General features: G+C 35.9%; 16 protein-coding genes and 2 pseudogenes. 9 read left to right on the top strand and 9 right to left on the bottom strand.

The annotated features are described in order from the left end of the window. Positions 1-24 precede the first annotated feature (24 nt). Both NKR74_RS06770 and NKR74_RS06765 read right to left on the bottom strand, forming a co-directional pair. Complete coding sequence (locus NKR74_RS06770; protein ID WP_098309535.1) at positions 25-471, bottom strand: flavodoxin; 447 nt, start codon at positions 469-471, stop codon at positions 25-27. A 322-nt stretch (positions 472-793) separates the two neighbouring features. Beyond that, positions 794-1,972 carry a M20 metallopeptidase family protein gene (locus tag NKR74_RS06765; RefSeq protein ID WP_253629056.1) on the bottom strand — a complete coding sequence of 393 codons (1,179 nt, stop codon included), beginning with the start codon at positions 1,970-1,972 and terminating at the stop codon, positions 794-796. A gap of 319 nt (positions 1,973-2,291) precedes the next feature. On the opposite strand from NKR74_RS06765, the gene NKR74_RS06760 reads away from it, so the two are divergent. From NKR74_RS06760 to dltD, 5 genes are read left to right on the top strand one after another with little or no spacing between them, the layout of a single operon-like run. Then, positions 2,292-2,438 carry a teichoic acid D-Ala incorporation-associated protein DltX gene (locus NKR74_RS06760; protein WP_098309537.1) on the top strand — a complete coding sequence of 49 codons (147 nt, stop codon included), beginning with the start codon at positions 2,292-2,294 and terminating at the stop codon, positions 2,436-2,438. A gap of 12 nt (positions 2,439-2,450) precedes the next feature. After that, positions 2,451-3,965 (top strand): D-alanine--poly(phosphoribitol) ligase subunit DltA, encoded by a 1,515-nt coding sequence (dltA, locus tag NKR74_RS06755; RefSeq protein WP_098309538.1) that lies wholly within the window; start codon positions 2,451-2,453, stop codon positions 3,963-3,965. Further along, positions 3,962-5,152 carry a D-alanyl-lipoteichoic acid biosynthesis protein DltB gene (dltB, locus tag NKR74_RS06750; protein WP_253629055.1) on the top strand — a complete coding sequence of 397 codons (1,191 nt, stop codon included), beginning with the start codon at positions 3,962-3,964 and terminating at the stop codon, positions 5,150-5,152. Before dltA ends, dltB begins: the two co-directional genes overlap by 4 nt. Positions 5,153-5,210: 58 nt before the next feature. Continuing rightward, entirely contained in the window at positions 5,211-5,450 is a 240-nt protein-coding gene (gene dltC, locus NKR74_RS06745; RefSeq protein WP_098309540.1) for a D-alanine--poly(phosphoribitol) ligase subunit DltC, read from the top strand. Continuing rightward, on the top strand, positions 5,447-6,622 hold the full coding sequence (gene dltD / locus NKR74_RS06740; RefSeq protein WP_098309541.1) for a D-alanyl-lipoteichoic acid biosynthesis protein DltD: 1,176 nt from the start codon (positions 5,447-5,449) through the stop codon (positions 6,620-6,622). Before dltC ends, dltD begins: the two co-directional genes overlap by 4 nt. Before the next feature lie 32 nt (positions 6,623-6,654). On the opposite strand, the gene NKR74_RS06735 is transcribed toward dltD, so the two are convergent. Continuing rightward, positions 6,655-7,740, bottom strand: a complete 1,086-nt coding sequence (locus tag NKR74_RS06735) for an NAD(P)H-dependent flavin oxidoreductase (protein ID WP_253629054.1) — start codon at positions 7,738-7,740, stop codon at positions 6,655-6,657. A 118-nt stretch (positions 7,741-7,858) separates the two neighbouring features. Between NKR74_RS06735 and NKR74_RS06730 the strand changes: the two genes are divergently transcribed. Together NKR74_RS06730 and NKR74_RS06725 are read left to right on the top strand one after the other, a co-directional pair. Further along, positions 7,859-8,761 carry a S66 peptidase family protein gene (locus NKR74_RS06730; protein ID WP_253631097.1) on the top strand — a complete coding sequence of 301 codons (903 nt, stop codon included), beginning with the start codon at positions 7,859-7,861 and terminating at the stop codon, positions 8,759-8,761. 101 nt (positions 8,762-8,862) lie between these two features. Beyond that, positions 8,863-9,159 (top strand): hypothetical protein, encoded by a 297-nt coding sequence (locus NKR74_RS06725; RefSeq protein ID WP_253629053.1) that lies wholly within the window; start codon positions 8,863-8,865, stop codon positions 9,157-9,159. Positions 9,160-9,185: 26 nt separating this feature from the next. Here NKR74_RS06725 and NKR74_RS06720 read toward each other — a convergent pair whose 3' ends face one another. Further along, the gene (locus NKR74_RS06720) at positions 9,186-9,584 is read right to left on the bottom strand and encodes an SseB family protein (RefSeq protein ID WP_098309544.1); all 399 of its coding nucleotides are present in this window, start codon (positions 9,582-9,584) and stop codon (positions 9,186-9,188) included. Between the two features lie 338 nt (positions 9,585-9,922). Here NKR74_RS06720 and NKR74_RS06715 point away from each other — a divergent pair, with 338 nt between their 5' ends. Then, entirely contained in the window at positions 9,923-10,105 is a 183-nt protein-coding gene (locus NKR74_RS06715; RefSeq protein WP_098309545.1) for a DUF3913 family protein, read from the top strand. A gap of 24 nt (positions 10,106-10,129) precedes the next feature. On the opposite strand, the gene NKR74_RS06710 is transcribed toward NKR74_RS06715, so the two are convergent. The 3 genes and pseudogenes from NKR74_RS06710 to pdxR form a co-directional block, all read right to left on the bottom strand. Continuing rightward, entirely contained in the window at positions 10,130-11,158 is a 1,029-nt protein-coding gene (locus NKR74_RS06710; RefSeq protein WP_253631096.1) for a CPBP family intramembrane glutamic endopeptidase, read from the bottom strand. 158 nt (positions 11,159-11,316) lie between these two features. Continuing rightward, a pseudogene (locus tag NKR74_RS24000) lies at positions 11,317-11,445 on the bottom strand (ABC transporter permease); the annotation flags it as partial. Positions 11,446-11,595: 150 nt separating this feature from the next. Next, positions 11,596-13,041 (bottom strand): MocR-like pyridoxine biosynthesis transcription factor PdxR, encoded by a 1,446-nt coding sequence (gene pdxR / locus NKR74_RS06705; RefSeq protein ID WP_098309546.1) that lies wholly within the window; start codon positions 13,039-13,041, stop codon positions 11,596-11,598. A gap of 252 nt (positions 13,042-13,293) precedes the next feature. Between pdxR and NKR74_RS06700 the strand changes: the two genes are divergently transcribed. Continuing rightward, positions 13,294-14,205, top strand: coding sequence for a DMT family transporter (locus NKR74_RS06700; RefSeq protein ID WP_253629051.1), 912 nt, complete (start codon positions 13,294-13,296; stop codon positions 14,203-14,205). A gap of 77 nt (positions 14,206-14,282) precedes the next feature. Here NKR74_RS06700 and NKR74_RS06695 read toward each other — a convergent pair. Together NKR74_RS06695 and NKR74_RS06690 are read right to left on the bottom strand one after the other, a co-directional pair. Next, positions 14,283-14,402: pseudogene (locus tag NKR74_RS06695) on the bottom strand (class 1b ribonucleoside-diphosphate reductase subunit beta); the annotation flags it as partial. A 403-nt stretch (positions 14,403-14,805) separates the two neighbouring features. Further along, positions 14,806-16,023 carry an acyl-CoA dehydrogenase family protein gene (locus NKR74_RS06690; RefSeq protein ID WP_098309548.1) on the bottom strand — a complete coding sequence of 406 codons (1,218 nt, stop codon included), beginning with the start codon at positions 16,021-16,023 and terminating at the stop codon, positions 14,806-14,808. Positions 16,024-16,029: the final 6 nt, after the last annotated feature.

Genomic DNA, 16,029 nt, shown 5'->3' with positions numbered 1-16,029 from the left:
TTAATTTCTTTTCTTCAAACGCCATTAAGAAAGGTGGTTTGTATATTCTGTACCAAAACGAAGGCACGCTTCAACATCTTCGTCTTCTGGTGTTAATTCTACTTTTAATCCTTCAAGTACAACGTTAGCTCCGCGCTCCTGTAACTTTTCTATTAAAATATCAACAGCTGCCCCGTATTTCGGATATGCAGAATCACAAGAACCAAACACCGCTGCTTTTTTCCCCGTTAAATCCAACTTATCCATTTCATCATAAAAATCTAAGAAATCATCTGGTAAATCACCATCTCCCCATGTGTATGCACCTAATACAATCCCCTCATAATCTTCTAAAACAGACGCCTCTGGTGATGTCATAATATCGATTACTTCAATCTCTTTTCCAGCCTTGCGAATTGCCCCGGCAATATGATCTGCCATCTCTTCTGTATTTCCACTCATACTTGCAAAAATCATTACTAACTTACTCATTTTACTCTCTCCCCTTATTATGTATCTCATTCTCTTATTTTTTATATTTCCTTTAGTACGGAATGAATGAAAATGATAATTATTATCAATAAAAAAGATAACATTAGATTAATTGATAATAATTATCAAAGTCAATATTTTTTTTTTTTTAAAATTAATGAAAAGATACAAGCTTGTCCGTAAGACATACATATATTATAAATGAGCATAGTTCTTTCTTAACCCTCTCTAACGGAAAGAAATAGAAGCAACTGCGATATTCGCAGTTGCCTTTTTTTATCTCGTAATATAATTTCAACTATCCACTGTTTGTTAATTTACTTTATCCTTTTAATAGCTTCATTGCCGCTTGCAAAAATAATTGTGCACCACGAATTAATGCCGTTTCATCCACATCAAATTTCGGATGATGATGTGGATAACAAGTATCTTTATTTACATTTCCCGTCCCTAACTTTACAAAACAACCTGGAGCCTTTTGTAAGTATGCAGAAAAGTCCTCGCCTCCCATAGAAGGGGAAAGTGAGATAATACTTTCTTTTCCAAACAGTTCAATGGCACTATCTTCTACTACCTTTGTTACATAGGAATCATTTATTACCGGATTGTATCCGTAACGATACGTATATGAGTACGTTGCATCATGCGCTGCTGTAATCCCCTTCACAATTTGTTCAATAATTTCTTTAGATTCTTGTCGTAATGTGTTCTCAAAGCAACGCACCGTTCCTACAATCGTTGCTGTCTCAGGAATGATATTATCAGCTGTTCCTGCATGAAATTGCGTGACCGATACCACTCGTTGTTCAAACGCATCCGTCCGTCTTGACACAAGATGTTGCAAATTCGTAATAATTTGTGCCCCTATTGCAATCGGATCCACTGTTTGTTTCGGATGAGCAGCATGTCCTCCTCTTCCTTTAACTTCAATTGTAAATACATCCGGTGCTGCCATCATTGGTCCGTAGGAAATTCCTATTTGTCCACTTCCTAGCCCTGACATTACATGAAGACCGATGACATAATCTACTCCATCCATAACTCCCGCTTCCACCATCTCTTGTCCTCCACCAGGGTATTGTTCTTCAGCATGTTGAAACAAAAGACGAATTTCTCCACCCCACTCTTCATCATATTTCACTAAGGCCTCGGCTACACCTAACAAAATTGCCGTATGTGCATCATGACCGCAAGCATGCATAACTCCTGGTACACTAGATGCATACGGCTTCATCGTTTGTTCCTGAATCGGAAGTGCATCTATATCTGCTCGAATCGCAATAATATTGCCTGAACCTTTTCCTTTTCGTCTTGCCATTACACTACATGCTGTTGGTCTTGTTAAGTTAAAATAAGAAAATGAGTGTAATGTATCATATATAAACTGTGCTGTATGCTTCTCCTGAAATGACAATTCAGGGTGCTGATGTAAATAACGTCGCCACATTCGAATATTTTCTTCAGAAAGATATAATAACCAATCTACTTGAGATGATTTCATTCGTTTCAACCCCTTATTCTATTTTTAACAATCTTATTCCATCATAATGACCGTATCCCTTTGTATAACAAGAGTTTATGTGCGATTTTAGTTAAAGGGAATATAACCTTACCTCTTTCAATTGTAATGGAATTACAATTCTATCTAGAATGTAATATAATTGTTAAGTTAGGGATTTTCTTTTTTAACATTTAGTGCTACTATCAGAAAAGAGCCTTTTTGCCTTACACTTCCCTAAAGTGTGGGATTTCTGTGTTTTTCAAAGTGATGTAGGATATGATACTTACATACGGATACTATTTTATAGAGGGGGAAAGACATGAAAATATTAAAAGAAATATGGTCTCAACCACTCACGCAATGGGTTGCAAAAACTTGTTACTACCTTGCGATTTTACTTGCTTTACTATGGTTGTATGGGTTCCAAGATACAAACACAAGTACATTTATTTACAATGAATTTTAGGGTGGGAGCGTTATGAAGTTATTAGAACAAATCGAAAAGTGGGCGGTTGAAACGCCTGACCAAACCGCTTTCGTTTGGCGAGATGCGAAAATTACATACAGACAATTAAAAGAAGATTCTGATGCATTAGCATATTGGATTTCTTCCCAATATGGAGATGATCGTTCACCAATTATGGTATACGGGCATATGCAGCCAGAAATGATAGTCTGTTTCTTAGGATGTGTCAAAGCTGGACATGCGTATATTCCAGTAGACGTGTCAATTCCGACTGATCGTGTGCTGCGCATTGCAGAAAGTTCTGGTGCAAAGCTACTTTTATCTCCAACAGATGTTACAGTGGCTGATTTACCAGTTCAGATTGTTGATGGAAAGAAATTAGAAGATATTCTTCTTACTCATAAAGGAAACATTGCAAATCCTGAATATGCAGTACAGGGTGAAGACAACTTCTACATCATTTACACATCAGGGAGTACAGGAAACCCAAAAGGTGTACAAATTACGTATAATTGTCTTGTAAGTTTCACAAAATGGACAGTTGAAGATTTCAACTTACAAACTGGACAAGTCTTTTTAAACCAAGCGCCATTCTCATTTGACTTATCTGTTATGGACATTTATCCGTCATTAGTAACAGGTGGTACACTATGGGCAATTGATAAAGATATGATTGCACGTCCAAAAGATTTATTTGCTTCTTTAGAACAATCAGATGTACAAGTTTGGACGTCTACACCATCCTTTGCAGAAATGTGTTTAATGGAGCCATCTTTCTCAGAAGGTATGCTTCCAAACATGAAAACATTCTTATTCTGTGGTGAAGTACTGTCTAATGATGTTGCAAGAAAACTGTTAGAGCGCTTCCCAAAAGCTACTATTATGAATACGTATGGACCAACAGAAGCGACTGTTGCTGTAACTGGTATTCATGTAACAAATGAAGTAGTAGACAAATATCAATCTCTTCCAGTCGGTTACTGTAAATCAGATTGCCGTATCATCATTATGAAAGAAGATGGTACTGTTGCAGCTGATGGTGAGAAGGGTGAAATCGTAATCGTTGGTCCGAGTGTAAGTATTGGATACTTAGGAAGCCCTGAATTAACAGAAAAAGCATTCACAGTTATTGACGGCGAACGTGCTTATAAAACTGGTGACGCTGGTTATTTAGAAAATGGACTTCTTTTCTATAATGGTCGTCTTGATTTCCAAATTAAGCTACACGGTTATCGTATGGAATTAGAAGAAATTGAACATCACCTTCGTTCATGTTCGTATGTGGAAGCTGCTGTGGTACTTCCAATTAAAAAGGGTGAAAAATACGACTACTTATTAGCGGTTGTTGTTCCAGGTGAACATTCTTTTGAAAAAGAGTTCAAATTAACATCAGCTATAAAAAAGGAACTCAATGAACGATTACCAAATTACATGATTCCACGAAAATTCATGTATCAATCTTCTATTCCAATGACACCCAATGGAAAAGTAGACCGTAAAAAATTATTGAGTGAGGTTACAGCATGATCCCATATGCATCATTTTATTTTTTCGTGATTGTGGGCATTTTGCTTATCCCTACCATCATTGCTGGGTTACAAGGGAAAATGCTGCGCAAATATAATGCAGTTGTAACACTTATTATGTTGGCAATTATCTTTTCTGATAAACCAACACAAGCTGTTGCATTGGCAATATTTGCAATTTGGCAATTTGTTTTAATTAAAGGATATTTAACGTTGCGACAGCGTGATAACAAAACAAGTATCTTTTGCACTGCTATTATTTTATCGATCTTACCGCTTATCTTAGTAAAAATTACACCTGTTGTACCAGCTTTAAAATCAATCGTATTTTTTGATATACCAGCTATGAAATTAGTCGTATTTCTTGGTATATCATACGTAACATTTAGAGCAGTACAAATGATATTTGAAATTCGCGATGGACTTATTAAAGAAATATCACTATTTAAGTTCTGGGAGTTTCTTCTGTTCTTCCCTGCAATTTCAACAGGTCCAATTGATCGATATCGTCGCTTCCAAAAAGATGTAGAGAACCCACCATCAGCTGATGAGTATAAGGTAATGCTTTATACGGGAATCAATCGTATTTTCCAGGGCTTTCTTTACAAATTTATTATTGCGTACTTAATTAAAAATCATTTTTGGGATGCAGCAATTTCTAAACAAGCTACATTTATTTCATTTATGACTGATATGTACTCTTATAGTTTATATCTATTCTTTGACTTTGCAGGATATAGCGCATTCGTAATTGGTGTAAGTTATATGATGGGTATTAAAACGCCTGAAAACTTTAACAAGCCTTTTTTAAGTCGTAATATTAAGGACTTCTGGAACCGCTGGCACATGAGCTTATCATTTTGGTTCCGCGACTTTATTTATATGCGCTTTGTCTTTTTTGCGACAAAGAAAAAACTAATTAAAAACCGTTATACAATTTCTTATATCGGTGCATTTTTAAACTTTGGAATTATGGGAATTTGGCATGGACTAACGTGGTATTATATTACGTATGGCTTATATCATGCAATTTTGTTTATTGCATTTGATATTTTTGAACGAAAAAACAAAAAACATAAGTTTTGGCCAAATAATAAATTCACACATGCCCTTGGAATTATCATTACATTCCACTTCGTTTGTCTCGGTCTCCTACTCTTCTCAGGTAACCTAGGTAGACACTTTTAGTTAAAAACTTCTTAGGAAGTTACACATCATACATTATGGATATAAAGGAGAATACACAATGGCTGAATTTAAAGATCAAGTATTAGATATTTTAGAAGAAGTATGTGAAAATGATATTGTAAAAGAAAATACAGATGTACAATTATTTGAAGAAGGTATTCTTGATTCTTTCGGTACAGTATCTTTATTAGTAGAATTTCAAGAACGTTTAGGTATTGAAGTGCCTATTTCTGACTTTGATCGTGACGAATGGGCAACGCCAAACATGATTGTTAAGAAACTGGAAGATATGCGATGAAAAAACCAACGTTTGGCCCGATGCTTCTAGCATTTGCTCTTTTTTGCGTGGTGTTACTTATTCCATCACGCTTCCTCTTACCACTTATCGGGGAGCAAAAGGTCAACGATGCCTCAACATCTTTAAACAAAGAAATGTTCCAGGGCATTGCACTGCAACAAAAAGCGCTAGAAGATCCAAAATACCTTCCGATGTACGGTTCATCGGAATTTTCTCGGTTAGATGTATATCATCCATCTAACTACTTTAAAGTGAAAAATGAAGAATTTACTCCGTTTCTTATCGGTCGCGGTGGAACACAAAGTCTTACTCATGTGTTAAATCTAGCATCGTCAATGGATCAGTTAAAAGATCGCAAAATTGTCTTCGTCCTTTCACCGCAATGGTTTGTAAAACAAGGGCTAGACGAAGTTCATTTTGCGCCAAACTTTTCATCTCAGCAAGCGTACCATCTCATCTTTAATGATGAATTAAAGCCTGAGACGAAAAAAGAAATCGCAAACCGCTTATTAAGTTTTGAAATTGTTCGTAAAGATACACTCCTAAAAACTTCTTTAGAAGGAATCGTATATGACGATACAAAACATAAAGTGAAAGCAGCGGCGGCAAAACCATTTGCGTATGTATATCGTAACATTTTAGATCGTAAAGATTTAGTTACATCAATGTTTGATATTAAACCGCGAAAAACACATACAGATGCTGAATTAAAATCCCTTGCATGGAACGATATTCGTAACCATGCAGAAAAAACTGGCGAAGTAGAATCTCAAACGAATCCATTCGGCATTGAAGATCGCTACTATGACCAAAAGATTAAGGATAAATTAAAACGTCTAAAAGGATATCGAGCAAATGAATCATTCGATGAATCGCCAGAATATGACGATTTCCAATTAGTTTTAGACATTTTAAAACAACAGCATGCAAAACCATTATTCATTTCTGTTCCAGTTAATGGCCCATGGTATGATTATGCTGGATTCCCGAAAGAACGACGTGATGTATACTATAAAAAAATAAATGAACAAATTGAAAAAGCTGGATTCCCAGTTGCAGATTTTTCAAGCCATGAATATGATAAGTATTTCTTAAAAGATACTATGCATTTGGGTTGGAAAGGCTGGGTATATGTCGATGAGGCAATTCAGCAATTTTATGAGAGTAACTAAAAAAGAACGCTTGAATTTTCAAGCGTTCTTTTTTATATATAGATTGTACTTTGTAATCTTTCTAATGTCTCTTTCGCTTCTTTAATCACTCGCATTATAACTTGCTGCGCCTCTTCTGTTCTGGCTAAAGCAGAAGCTTGTCCTGCCCAAAGCGACATATATTGGCGATTATTTTGTATCGCTGCTGCTTGGCGAATTTCTGTTGTTAATACATTTTGAATTGGATATACAGGAAATTTTCCTTCTTTACTTTCCAATTGTTCAATAAAAGTATTTCGAATCCCTCTCGCATATTTACCCGAAAATGCACGAGTCATTGTCGTGCTTTGGTCTGTACTCATTATAATTGCTTCTTTATGCGCCTCATGGGCTATACTTTCATAACATGTTAAAAATGCTGTACCCATTTGTACCCCTTCTGCACCAAGTGCATAGGCTGCCACTACTCCCCGTCCATCCATAATCCCACCTGCCGCCACAATTGGAATATGCGGAACAGCATCAACAAGCTGTGGAATAAGCGCAGTTGTTCCAATCATAGAATCTTGTTCTTTTCCTACAAATGTTCCACGATGTCCCCCTGCTTCACTTCCTTGCCCAACAATAATATCTACTCCTAAATGAGCCAATATCTTCCCTTCTGCTACATTCGTTGCCGTGCCAATTACTTTTATGCCATTTCTTTTTAATAATTCTATCTCCTCCTGTTCTGGTGTATCAAAAGTAAAACTAAAAACAGGAACATTCTCCTCAATAAGAACTTGTAGCTGCTCTTTGTAACTTTTCGACAGCTGTAACGTTTGCTTTGCTATTCCCAATTGCAATTTTTCTCGAATGGGCTTTAACAGATTTTGTGCCTCTTCTACTTGTTTTTCGTCAACTTCCATTTCTTTTGTAATAAATAAGTTCACCGCAAACGGATTATCAGTTAACTGACGAATAGTACGTACAGCTAAACGGATTTGTTCAGGGCTCATATATCCTGCACCTAATGTACCTAACCCTCCACTATTAGATACAGCTGCTACTAGCTCTGGGGTTACAATTGTTCCTGCCATCCCAGCTTGAATAATAGGGTATGTAATTTCCAATTTCTCGCATACTCGACTATGGAACATTTTTTCTTCTCCCCTTTCTCTTATACTTTCTTGTCATGCCAAATGATTTCCTTCTTTTCACAAGGATTGAATATCCTATAAGCGAATATAGTGAAAGAAAGGGGGGTGGGGAAATTTGATGCAGTATCCCAAACCATTAAAATACGGAGATACCGTTATGATCATTGCTCCAGCAGGTCCACCATCTATAGAGCATATTCTTCAAGCAAAGCAGAAATTAGAGGAAATAGGATTGGTCGTTATAATTGGACAGAGCGTACAAGAAAAACGAGGCTATTTAGCCGGAGATGATGCGATTCGTGTTCATGACTTACACAAAGCCTTTGCAGATCCATATGTAAAAGCTATTTTTTGCGCAAGAGGTGGATATGGTACTGGTCGCCTTTTATCTTATATTAATTATGCACTAATTCGAGATAATCCAAAAATCTTTTGGGGGTATAGCGATATTACTGCCCTACATATTGCTTTTGGACAATTCTCACAACTCGTTACTTTCCATGGTCCCATGATGGAGGAAGTTGGAAAGGGTCTTGATTCTCTCTCTTTCTCCTTTTTCAAACAACTCTTCCATCCGTACTCTATTATTTTGGAAGGAGTAGAATTTATTCATTCTTTCTCTTGTTCTATCACAGCTCCTCTTGTAGGGGGCAATTTAGCTGTAATTACAAGCACACTCGGTACACCTTACGAAATCGATACAAAAAATAAACTACTTTTATTAGAAGAAATTGCAGAAGAACCGTATCGTATTGATCGCATGTTAAATCAATTACGCTTAGGAAAAAAATTTGAACAGTGTGCTGGCGTTATCTTTGCAAGTTGTCACAACTGTACATCTACAAAGCCATCTTTATCTATTTCTGACATTCTGCATGATCACATTACATCTTATAATATCCCTCTTTTAAGCGGCTTACCAATTGGGCATATAAAGTCAAACATAGGAGTGCCTCTTGGCGTTCCTGCTACAATAAATGGACAACAAAAAATACTTTCCATATCATCTGGTATTAAGTGAAACTTCCATCAGTGTGGGCTTCTTCATCCTCCACCAATCTTCTTCGGTTTCTCTGAATCTTGAAGGGGGAATCTCATATTTCTCGTTAATGCGAGGGAAATTTGTATAGAAATAATAAAGGAGAAGCTTTTTGCTTCTCCTTTTTCCATTCAGTTATTGTTGTTATTGTTGTTATTTCTGTAATTCCAGTAATTCCAGTGATTCCAGCAACAGTTGTATTTGTTTTTGTTATTATTATTATTGTTGTTATTATTGTTATTATTGTTATTATTATTGTTGTTATTACGGTTTTTCCAATTGTACAAGTTATCCCAGCAGCAGTTGTTGTTATTATTATTGTTATTATTGTCAGCCATCTATGTCCATCCCCCCTTGGTCAAGCTACTAATACTATATGACGCAAAGGAAAAATGGTAACGGTACTTTATAGATAATAATTAAAAATTCTTCTTGAAGCAATATCAGCAATTTCTGGAGGTGTAAATGTTTTATCAAGATCTGTACCAATGTTTAAGACTGCCGTTGCTTCAGCATCAATGTTCTCAAATAATTCTTTTCCACGAATCGTAATAACAGGCACATCTTCAGGCAGTACGGCTTGTAAAAATTCAAGCTGTGTAAAGAATGGTAAAATCCATCTTCCATCACCTTGGAAATAACGTAAATGCACTGTTCCTTGTGAATCTCCTTCTTCAATATCAACTGTCCCTGCAACATAAACGTATGTTGTTAACAATGTTTCGTAAAATTCTTTTTGTTTTTGTTTATCATGATCAGCTAATGCTAATAATGTTTCTAGTTTTTTTTCTGGAATATGTGCCATACGTTGCCACCCCTGTTTTCAAAATTATTGTAATGTAATTATACAAAATATTCTTATTTTTTTCTATAAAATTATTCTTTATTTTCTTACTATAATATTAAAGTGAAACTTTACTACAACCTTTATATAAGCAATTTAAAACTTCTTCAGCTGTAACAAGTGTTGCAGACTTATTGTGACGGTCCAGAAATGTCATTAACACCTAATATTAAACATGGCTTTCCCGAATGAAATTTTTTTTTGTTAAATTCATTCAAAAAATACGTAAAAACCCCTTACAAAAAGAATAAAAATGTATTATCATGTATTAAAATACAAAATAAGAAAGGGGCATCACGGTGAAAATTTGGTTTTACGAAAAAACAAAGACAATGGATGATTTGCTTGGTATCTGGGACAATGTTCCAACTATTCCGAGAATCGGTGAAAAAGTAGAAATTTTAAAGCAAGTACGTACTGTAACAGATATTAAATATATAAAAAACGGAAACAATTTCCACGTAGAAATACTTATTTACTAAAGAGAAAAGCTCTCCGTATTCCCTTTAGGAGAGCCTTTCTCTTTCATCTGCTTTTTTGATCACAATCATATCATCAACTAGTTCCACTTTTACGTAATCACGTTCTTCTAAACACAAATGATTGACAGCCTCATCAGGCAATTCGACAGCCATATAGCGCTCTGTTAATACAACTTGGCTATATGCGGCTTGCTGTGCAATCCAATTAGCTTGTTTTTCCTCTTGAATCACTCGTAGTGATGGCAATCCAACTTCTTTTACTGTGCGCCAATTGTTACGAATAAAGGGAACAAGCCATAATAAACTAATGATAATAATAGCTAAACCAATCCATAAATTACTTTGCGCTTGTAGATCAGCAATTTTCACTGTTTCTTGTGCACTACTACTATCACTAAATTGAATGATGCTAACAACACTATTGTTTAAAGCATGCACAATGATATTGGTCCATAAGCTTTTCGTCTTAATATATAACAGGCACATGATTACGCCAAATAAAAACGCACCAATCACATCTATATGCCCGAATCCAAAAATAAGTGAAGAAACGATAATAGCACGTTTCAGCCCCCATTTATACGCCATTCGATTTAAGAAAAAGCCTCGAAAAATCACTTCCTCCATAATTGGTGCAAATATACAAGCTGAAATTACACTAAAAATCTTTGTAAAAGTAGTGCTCATATCAATAACATTGCCATCATTCAATAAATCAACTAGAAAATCAGGAATCAGCTGAGCTAATATGTAAAACTGAATAAAAGACATACCAAATGCAAAAATCATTCCCATAGCCGTAGCAATCAAAATTAACGCCCATGGAATTGATGCTGGTTTATCAAAAAAACTTCTAAATACTGCGTTATGTTTTCTCATCTTATAAAATAACCAAAGTAATGGAAAAACAAAGAAAACCAATGTTTCTGAAACAAACTCAAATGAACTACTTTCAGCACCTATTATGCCTAATGGAAGATATGTAGCCACCGCACCTAAAATCATCCATCCAAAAAAACTGCGAAGTCGAATACGCGAAAATGCAAGATTAATAGAAAACACCTCCACCATGATATGTTTATATTATAGTATCAATATGCTGTAATCTCTTCTTTTATTTATCAATTTGTTTTTATCTCATCCGATAACCGCAGAAAATAAATTCCCGTTCTTGAAACGATGCACTTGAAGCAATAAGTAAAACAGCTAGAAGACAATACTACTGTAAGCCGCTTCCTTGGATAAATTAATAATTGTTTAATTGCCCTTTTAGGAAATTCTTCTGTAATTGTGTGAGGTGCTAACCCACTTCCAAAGATTGTTGTAAATGTAACAATCATTTACATATTTTACTCCGCGAACATAATAAAGTCTTCCATTTTTATTTCACGTGGAGCGCATTTTTTATAATAACTACCCCTGTAATAGCCCCCAAATTCATCTTCTAACGATTTAATAAGGTTTTTCATATAAAAAAACAATATATAAAATTATATTAACCTCTTAACAATTTGAGAAATACGGTAAATTCCCTGTTTTATATCTGCCAAAGATGCATAAGAGTAGGAGAATCGCAAATATTGATTGCATACTGAGCTATATATATTTCCTGGATAAAATAATACGCCCTCGTCAAGCGCTGCTTCAAAAAGTTTTTGCATTGATATAGATGGAAGAATTTTTACCCAAATAAAAAAGCCCCCTTTAGGAATATTCCAGGTTGCAATTCCTCGTAAATATTTCTCTAATGCTTCTAACATTGTACGGAGACGAATAGTGAGGTTTACTCTAACCGTTTCAAGATGTTGAGTATATAAACCACTTGACAGCCATTCAGTAGCTGCCCATTGTGATAATGAACTGGACCCATAATCAATTTGCATTTTAATATCAGCTAAACGATCGATAACAGGCTCAGGACCAACAAGCCATCCTATTCTTAATCCAGGGCTCAATGTTTTAGAAAAACTACCAATATATAAAACTTGTCCATGTCTATCATTTGCTTTTAGTGGTAAAGGCGGAGCAGTATCGATCCATAATTCTCGATAAACATCATCTTCTATAATGGGAAGATTCTCTTTTTCACATACTTGCAAAAGCTCTTTTCGTCTCTTCTCTGACATGACAATACCTGTTGGATTATGAAAAGAAGGAATTGTATATATAATCGACTGATTTCGTTGTTTTTTTGCAGCAATATTAGTTGGTATTAATCCTTGATTATCTACTGAAAGACTAGAAAATTTCATTCCTGCTGATTGAAAAATATGTAGAGAATACAAATAGGATGGTTCTTCAAGAAGAATAGTTGATCCTTGTCGTAAAAGTCCAACTGAAATGAGTTGCAGTGCTTGTAAAGCACCTGAAACAATTAAAATGGAGTCAGGAGAACAAGTTATCCCGATTGTACTTAAATATTTGCTTAATTCTTGACGTAATGGTAAAAGCCCTTTCGGCACTTCATATCCTAAAGAGTCAATACGGTTTATACAACGGTGCATAACCGTATTTAAATTTTCTACAGAAAATAATTCAGAAGAAAGCTCCCCTTTCCCTAATTGGATTATATTTAAATCTGAATCTGCTTTATTAATTTCTTGTACGATCGATTGATTCGGCTTATAAAACCCTGTTTTTACAAACTTATTCCAATCAGGAGGAGCAGTATTTGCTAGTAATGTCCATGTATTATTGACTACTTTTGTACTAGCACCCATTTTTCCCTCAATTAAACCTTCCGCTTTTAATTCTTCTAAAGCTGTAACAACTGTACTTCGATTTACTCCAAACCATTTAGCTAGCTCACGTTGTGTCGGAAGTTTGCTTCCTATTGGCCATTCCCCGCTCATAATTTTATTTTTTATATAAACAACAACTTGTTGATATAACGGGAGGTGTGATGATTTACTTAACTTCCTATTTTCCTTCTCCATCAAAATCACCTACAATTGGTTGGTTTTTAAAACAATACAATTGGTTGAAGACATTTTACTAAATCCTTATTAACATAAAGTGAAACTTCCATCAGTGGTGACTTTTTTCATCCCACATTGATGGAAAGCTCTCACCAATCGGGCGCATTCCCCCACCTATCTTCCTCGCTTCTCTCTAAATCTTGAGGTGTGGGTCTTACTGCCCACGAATAGCTGGATAATAATCAATTAACATGATAAGGATGTGAAAATATGAAGAAACAATGGGATTTTCGAATCATAGCTGCTTATGGATCTACAATTTTTCTTTGGGCTTCCGCTTTTCCAGCCATACGAGTCGGATTAGAATCCTATAATCCTGAGCATTTAGTTTTGCTTCGCCTATTAATCGCTTCGCTAGCACTTATCTTCTTCGCTATATTGACTCGCATGCAACTACCAGAATGGAGGGATATCCCTATTATTCTCGTATTAGGTTTGCTAGGATTTACTGTTTACCATGTAGCCCTAAGTGCCGGAGAGGCAACTATTAACGCAGGTACCGCAAGCCTGCTCGTTTCTACCTCTCCCATTTTTTCATCCATATTAGCTGCTTTATTCCTGCATGAACGATTTGGGCTTCGTGGTTGGATTGGATCTATTATTAGCTTTTGTGGTGTCGCTATTCTTTCATTAGGAAAAGATGGTCATTTTACGCTCAATAGCGAGGTTTTGTTAATTCTTCTAGCATCCTTTTCAGAAAGCATATACTTTGTATTTCAAAATCGATATTTAAATAAATACGGGTTTCTTGCATTTACTTCCTATACAATTTGGTCTGGTACATTTTTCATGCTTTTCTTTCTCCCAGGGTTAGGAGAAAGAATTATGCATTCATCTATAGAAACAACACTTAGTGTTGTCTATTTAGGTCTCTTTCCTACTATGATTCCTTATTTTGCTCTAGCTTATATCATATCACGTATAGGGACATCCGAAGCAACAACTTCTTTATACTTAACACCCGCTCTAGCAATTATTATTTCTTGGATATGGATTGGAGAAATTCCCACTGTTTTATCAATAATAGGAGGGATAATAACTATATTCGGCGTTATTATAACAAATATAAAAGTTGATAAAAAAGAAACCCAAATAATGAAATTTGATAAAAATATTATGTAAACTATACATTTTACTTACTAAATGAAGAACAAGGCTATCTCCTTCTTTGAGACAACCTTGTTCTTCAACTTACTATATTAAAACTCAAAAATAATATCATCAGATAATTTTTCAACACTCGTTGCTTTTACAGAGAAGAAATCATGGTTTTTCGTATCTGTACGTAAATCGTTTAATACGATTAAGTTAATTTCTTCTTAACTTTATCCCGCTATTCGCGGGCAATACTACTCCCACCTCAAAATTCGGTGAAAGCATTGTCCAGCTCCAGTGGCTAGAATGTTCGGTGGCTTCGCTTCTTCCTACGAGGTAAAAAACACCCCTACGTCAGAAGCTCCATCCCCCTCACATTCTGAACGAGCCACTTCTGCTTTTCTTCGTTGTCCAGCTCTAGCGGCTAGAATCTCCGGTCGTTTCGCCCCCTCAGACGAGGCAAAAAGCACCTCTCCGCCTTAGGCTCCAACGTCCTGCGATTCTGAGCGAGCCGCTTCCGCTTTTCTAAAGAAGTTAGGTGGGAGATAAACTGCCCGTAAAAGCCCGATTGGTGAGGGCTAATAATCAGTGGGGGATGAAGAAACTCCCACTGATTAAAGTTTCACTTTATTTCGTTACCATTTCTGCTTCATTTTCTTCAAAAGGCCACTTCGGTAACATGTTACGAAGCTCCTTATCAGAACGATATCCAAGTGCGTATTCCGCTTGCATAATCGTATGAATTTCACGTGTTCCTTCGTAAATAACTGGAGCTTTTGCATTTCGTAAATATCGTTCTACTGGGAATTCATTCGAATATCCATAGGCACCGTGCACCTGCACTGCATCATTTGCAGCTTCAAATGCAGCATCACAAGCAATCCATTTTGCTAAAGATGTTTCCTGTGTGTTACGTTTCCCTTCATTTTTTAACCATCCTGCTTTGTAGACCAATAAACGTGATATTTCAAGATTCGCAGACATTTTCGCAATCATTTGCTGTACAAGCTGATGTTTTCCAATTTCTTTTCCAAATGTTTTACGCTCTTCACAATACTTTACACTTGCTTCTAAACTTGCTTGAATGAGCCCACACGCCCCTGCCGCTACTGTAAAACGGCCATTGTCTAATGATGCCATTGCAATTTTAAATCCTTCTCCCTCTTCTCCAAGAAGATTTTCCACCGGCACTTTCACATCATCTAGAAATACCTCTCCTGTATTACCCGCTCTAATACCAAGCTTTCCTTTTATCGCTTTTGTCGATACCCCAGGAAATGTTCGTTCTACGATAAAACAAGAAATACCGCGGTGCTTTAATTCTGGATTTGTTTTTGCAAAAATTAAGAAGTGGTCTGCAACATCACATAAAGAAATCCATGTTTTAGATCCATTTAATACGTAGTAATCGCCTTGTTTTACCGCTGTTGTTTGCATAGCAACAACATCTGATCCTGCATTTGGTTCAGTTAAACCGAACGCCCCAATTTTTTCACCTTTCGCTTGTGGAACAAGGTACTTTTGTTTTTGTTCTTCTGTTCCCCATTGAAGAAGTGTCATGCTATTTAATCCCGTATGTACAGATACAGCTGTACGGAAAGCTGTGTCACCACGTTCTAATTCTTCACAAACAATAGCGAGCGTATTATAATCCATACCAACACCGCCATATTGCTCTGGAATACAAACGCCCATAAACTGTAACTCAGCTAAACGCTTCAAGATCTTTTCTTCAAAATGTCCTTTTTCATCCCATTCTTTAATGTATGGAATAATTTCATTATCTACAAATGATCTCACTACTTTTCTGACACTTTGTTGTTCTTCTGTTAAAGAAAAATTCATTTGTAC

The organism is Bacillus sp. 3103sda1 (genome assembly GCF_024159135.1).
Lineage (GTDB): Bacteria > Bacillota > Bacilli > Bacillales > Bacillaceae_G > Bacillus_A > Bacillus_A rhizoplanae.
This window is presented reverse-complemented; position numbering and strand designations above follow the sequence as displayed.

What these genes read in the sequence shown, in the direction of transcription:
- NKR74_RS06770 (WP_098309535.1), bottom strand. Translation starts at nt 471, where the DNA reads ATGAGTAAGTTAGTAATGATTTTTGCAAGTATGAGTGGAAATACAGAA.
- NKR74_RS06765 (WP_253629056.1), bottom strand. Translation starts at nt 1,972, where the DNA reads ATGAAATCATCTCAAGTAGATTGGTTATTATATCTTTCTGAAGAAAAT.
- NKR74_RS06760 (WP_098309537.1), top strand. Translation starts at nt 2,292, where the DNA reads ATGAAAATATTAAAAGAAATATGGTCTCAACCACTCACGCAATGGGTT.
- dltA (WP_098309538.1), top strand. Translation starts at nt 2,451, where the DNA reads ATGAAGTTATTAGAACAAATCGAAAAGTGGGCGGTTGAAACGCCTGAC.
- dltB (WP_253629055.1), top strand. Translation starts at nt 3,962, where the DNA reads ATGATCCCATATGCATCATTTTATTTTTTCGTGATTGTGGGCATTTTG.
- dltC (WP_098309540.1), top strand. Translation starts at nt 5,211, where the DNA reads ATGGCTGAATTTAAAGATCAAGTATTAGATATTTTAGAAGAAGTATGT.
- dltD (WP_098309541.1), top strand. Translation starts at nt 5,447, where the DNA reads ATGAAAAAACCAACGTTTGGCCCGATGCTTCTAGCATTTGCTCTTTTT.
- NKR74_RS06735 (WP_253629054.1), bottom strand. Translation starts at nt 7,740, where the DNA reads ATGTTCCATAGTCGAGTATGCGAGAAATTGGAAATTACATACCCTATT.
- NKR74_RS06730 (WP_253631097.1), top strand. Translation starts at nt 7,859, where the DNA reads ATGCAGTATCCCAAACCATTAAAATACGGAGATACCGTTATGATCATT.
- NKR74_RS06720 (WP_098309544.1), bottom strand. Translation starts at nt 9,584, where the DNA reads ATGGCACATATTCCAGAAAAAAAACTAGAAACATTATTAGCATTAGCT.
- pdxR (WP_098309546.1), bottom strand. Translation starts at nt 13,041, where the DNA reads ATGGAGAAGGAAAATAGGAAGTTAAGTAAATCATCACACCTCCCGTTA.
- NKR74_RS06700 (WP_253629051.1), top strand. Translation starts at nt 13,294, where the DNA reads ATGAAGAAACAATGGGATTTTCGAATCATAGCTGCTTATGGATCTACA.
- NKR74_RS06690 (WP_098309548.1), bottom strand. Translation starts at nt 16,023, where the DNA reads ATGAATTTTTCTTTAACAGAAGAACAACAAAGTGTCAGAAAAGTAGTG.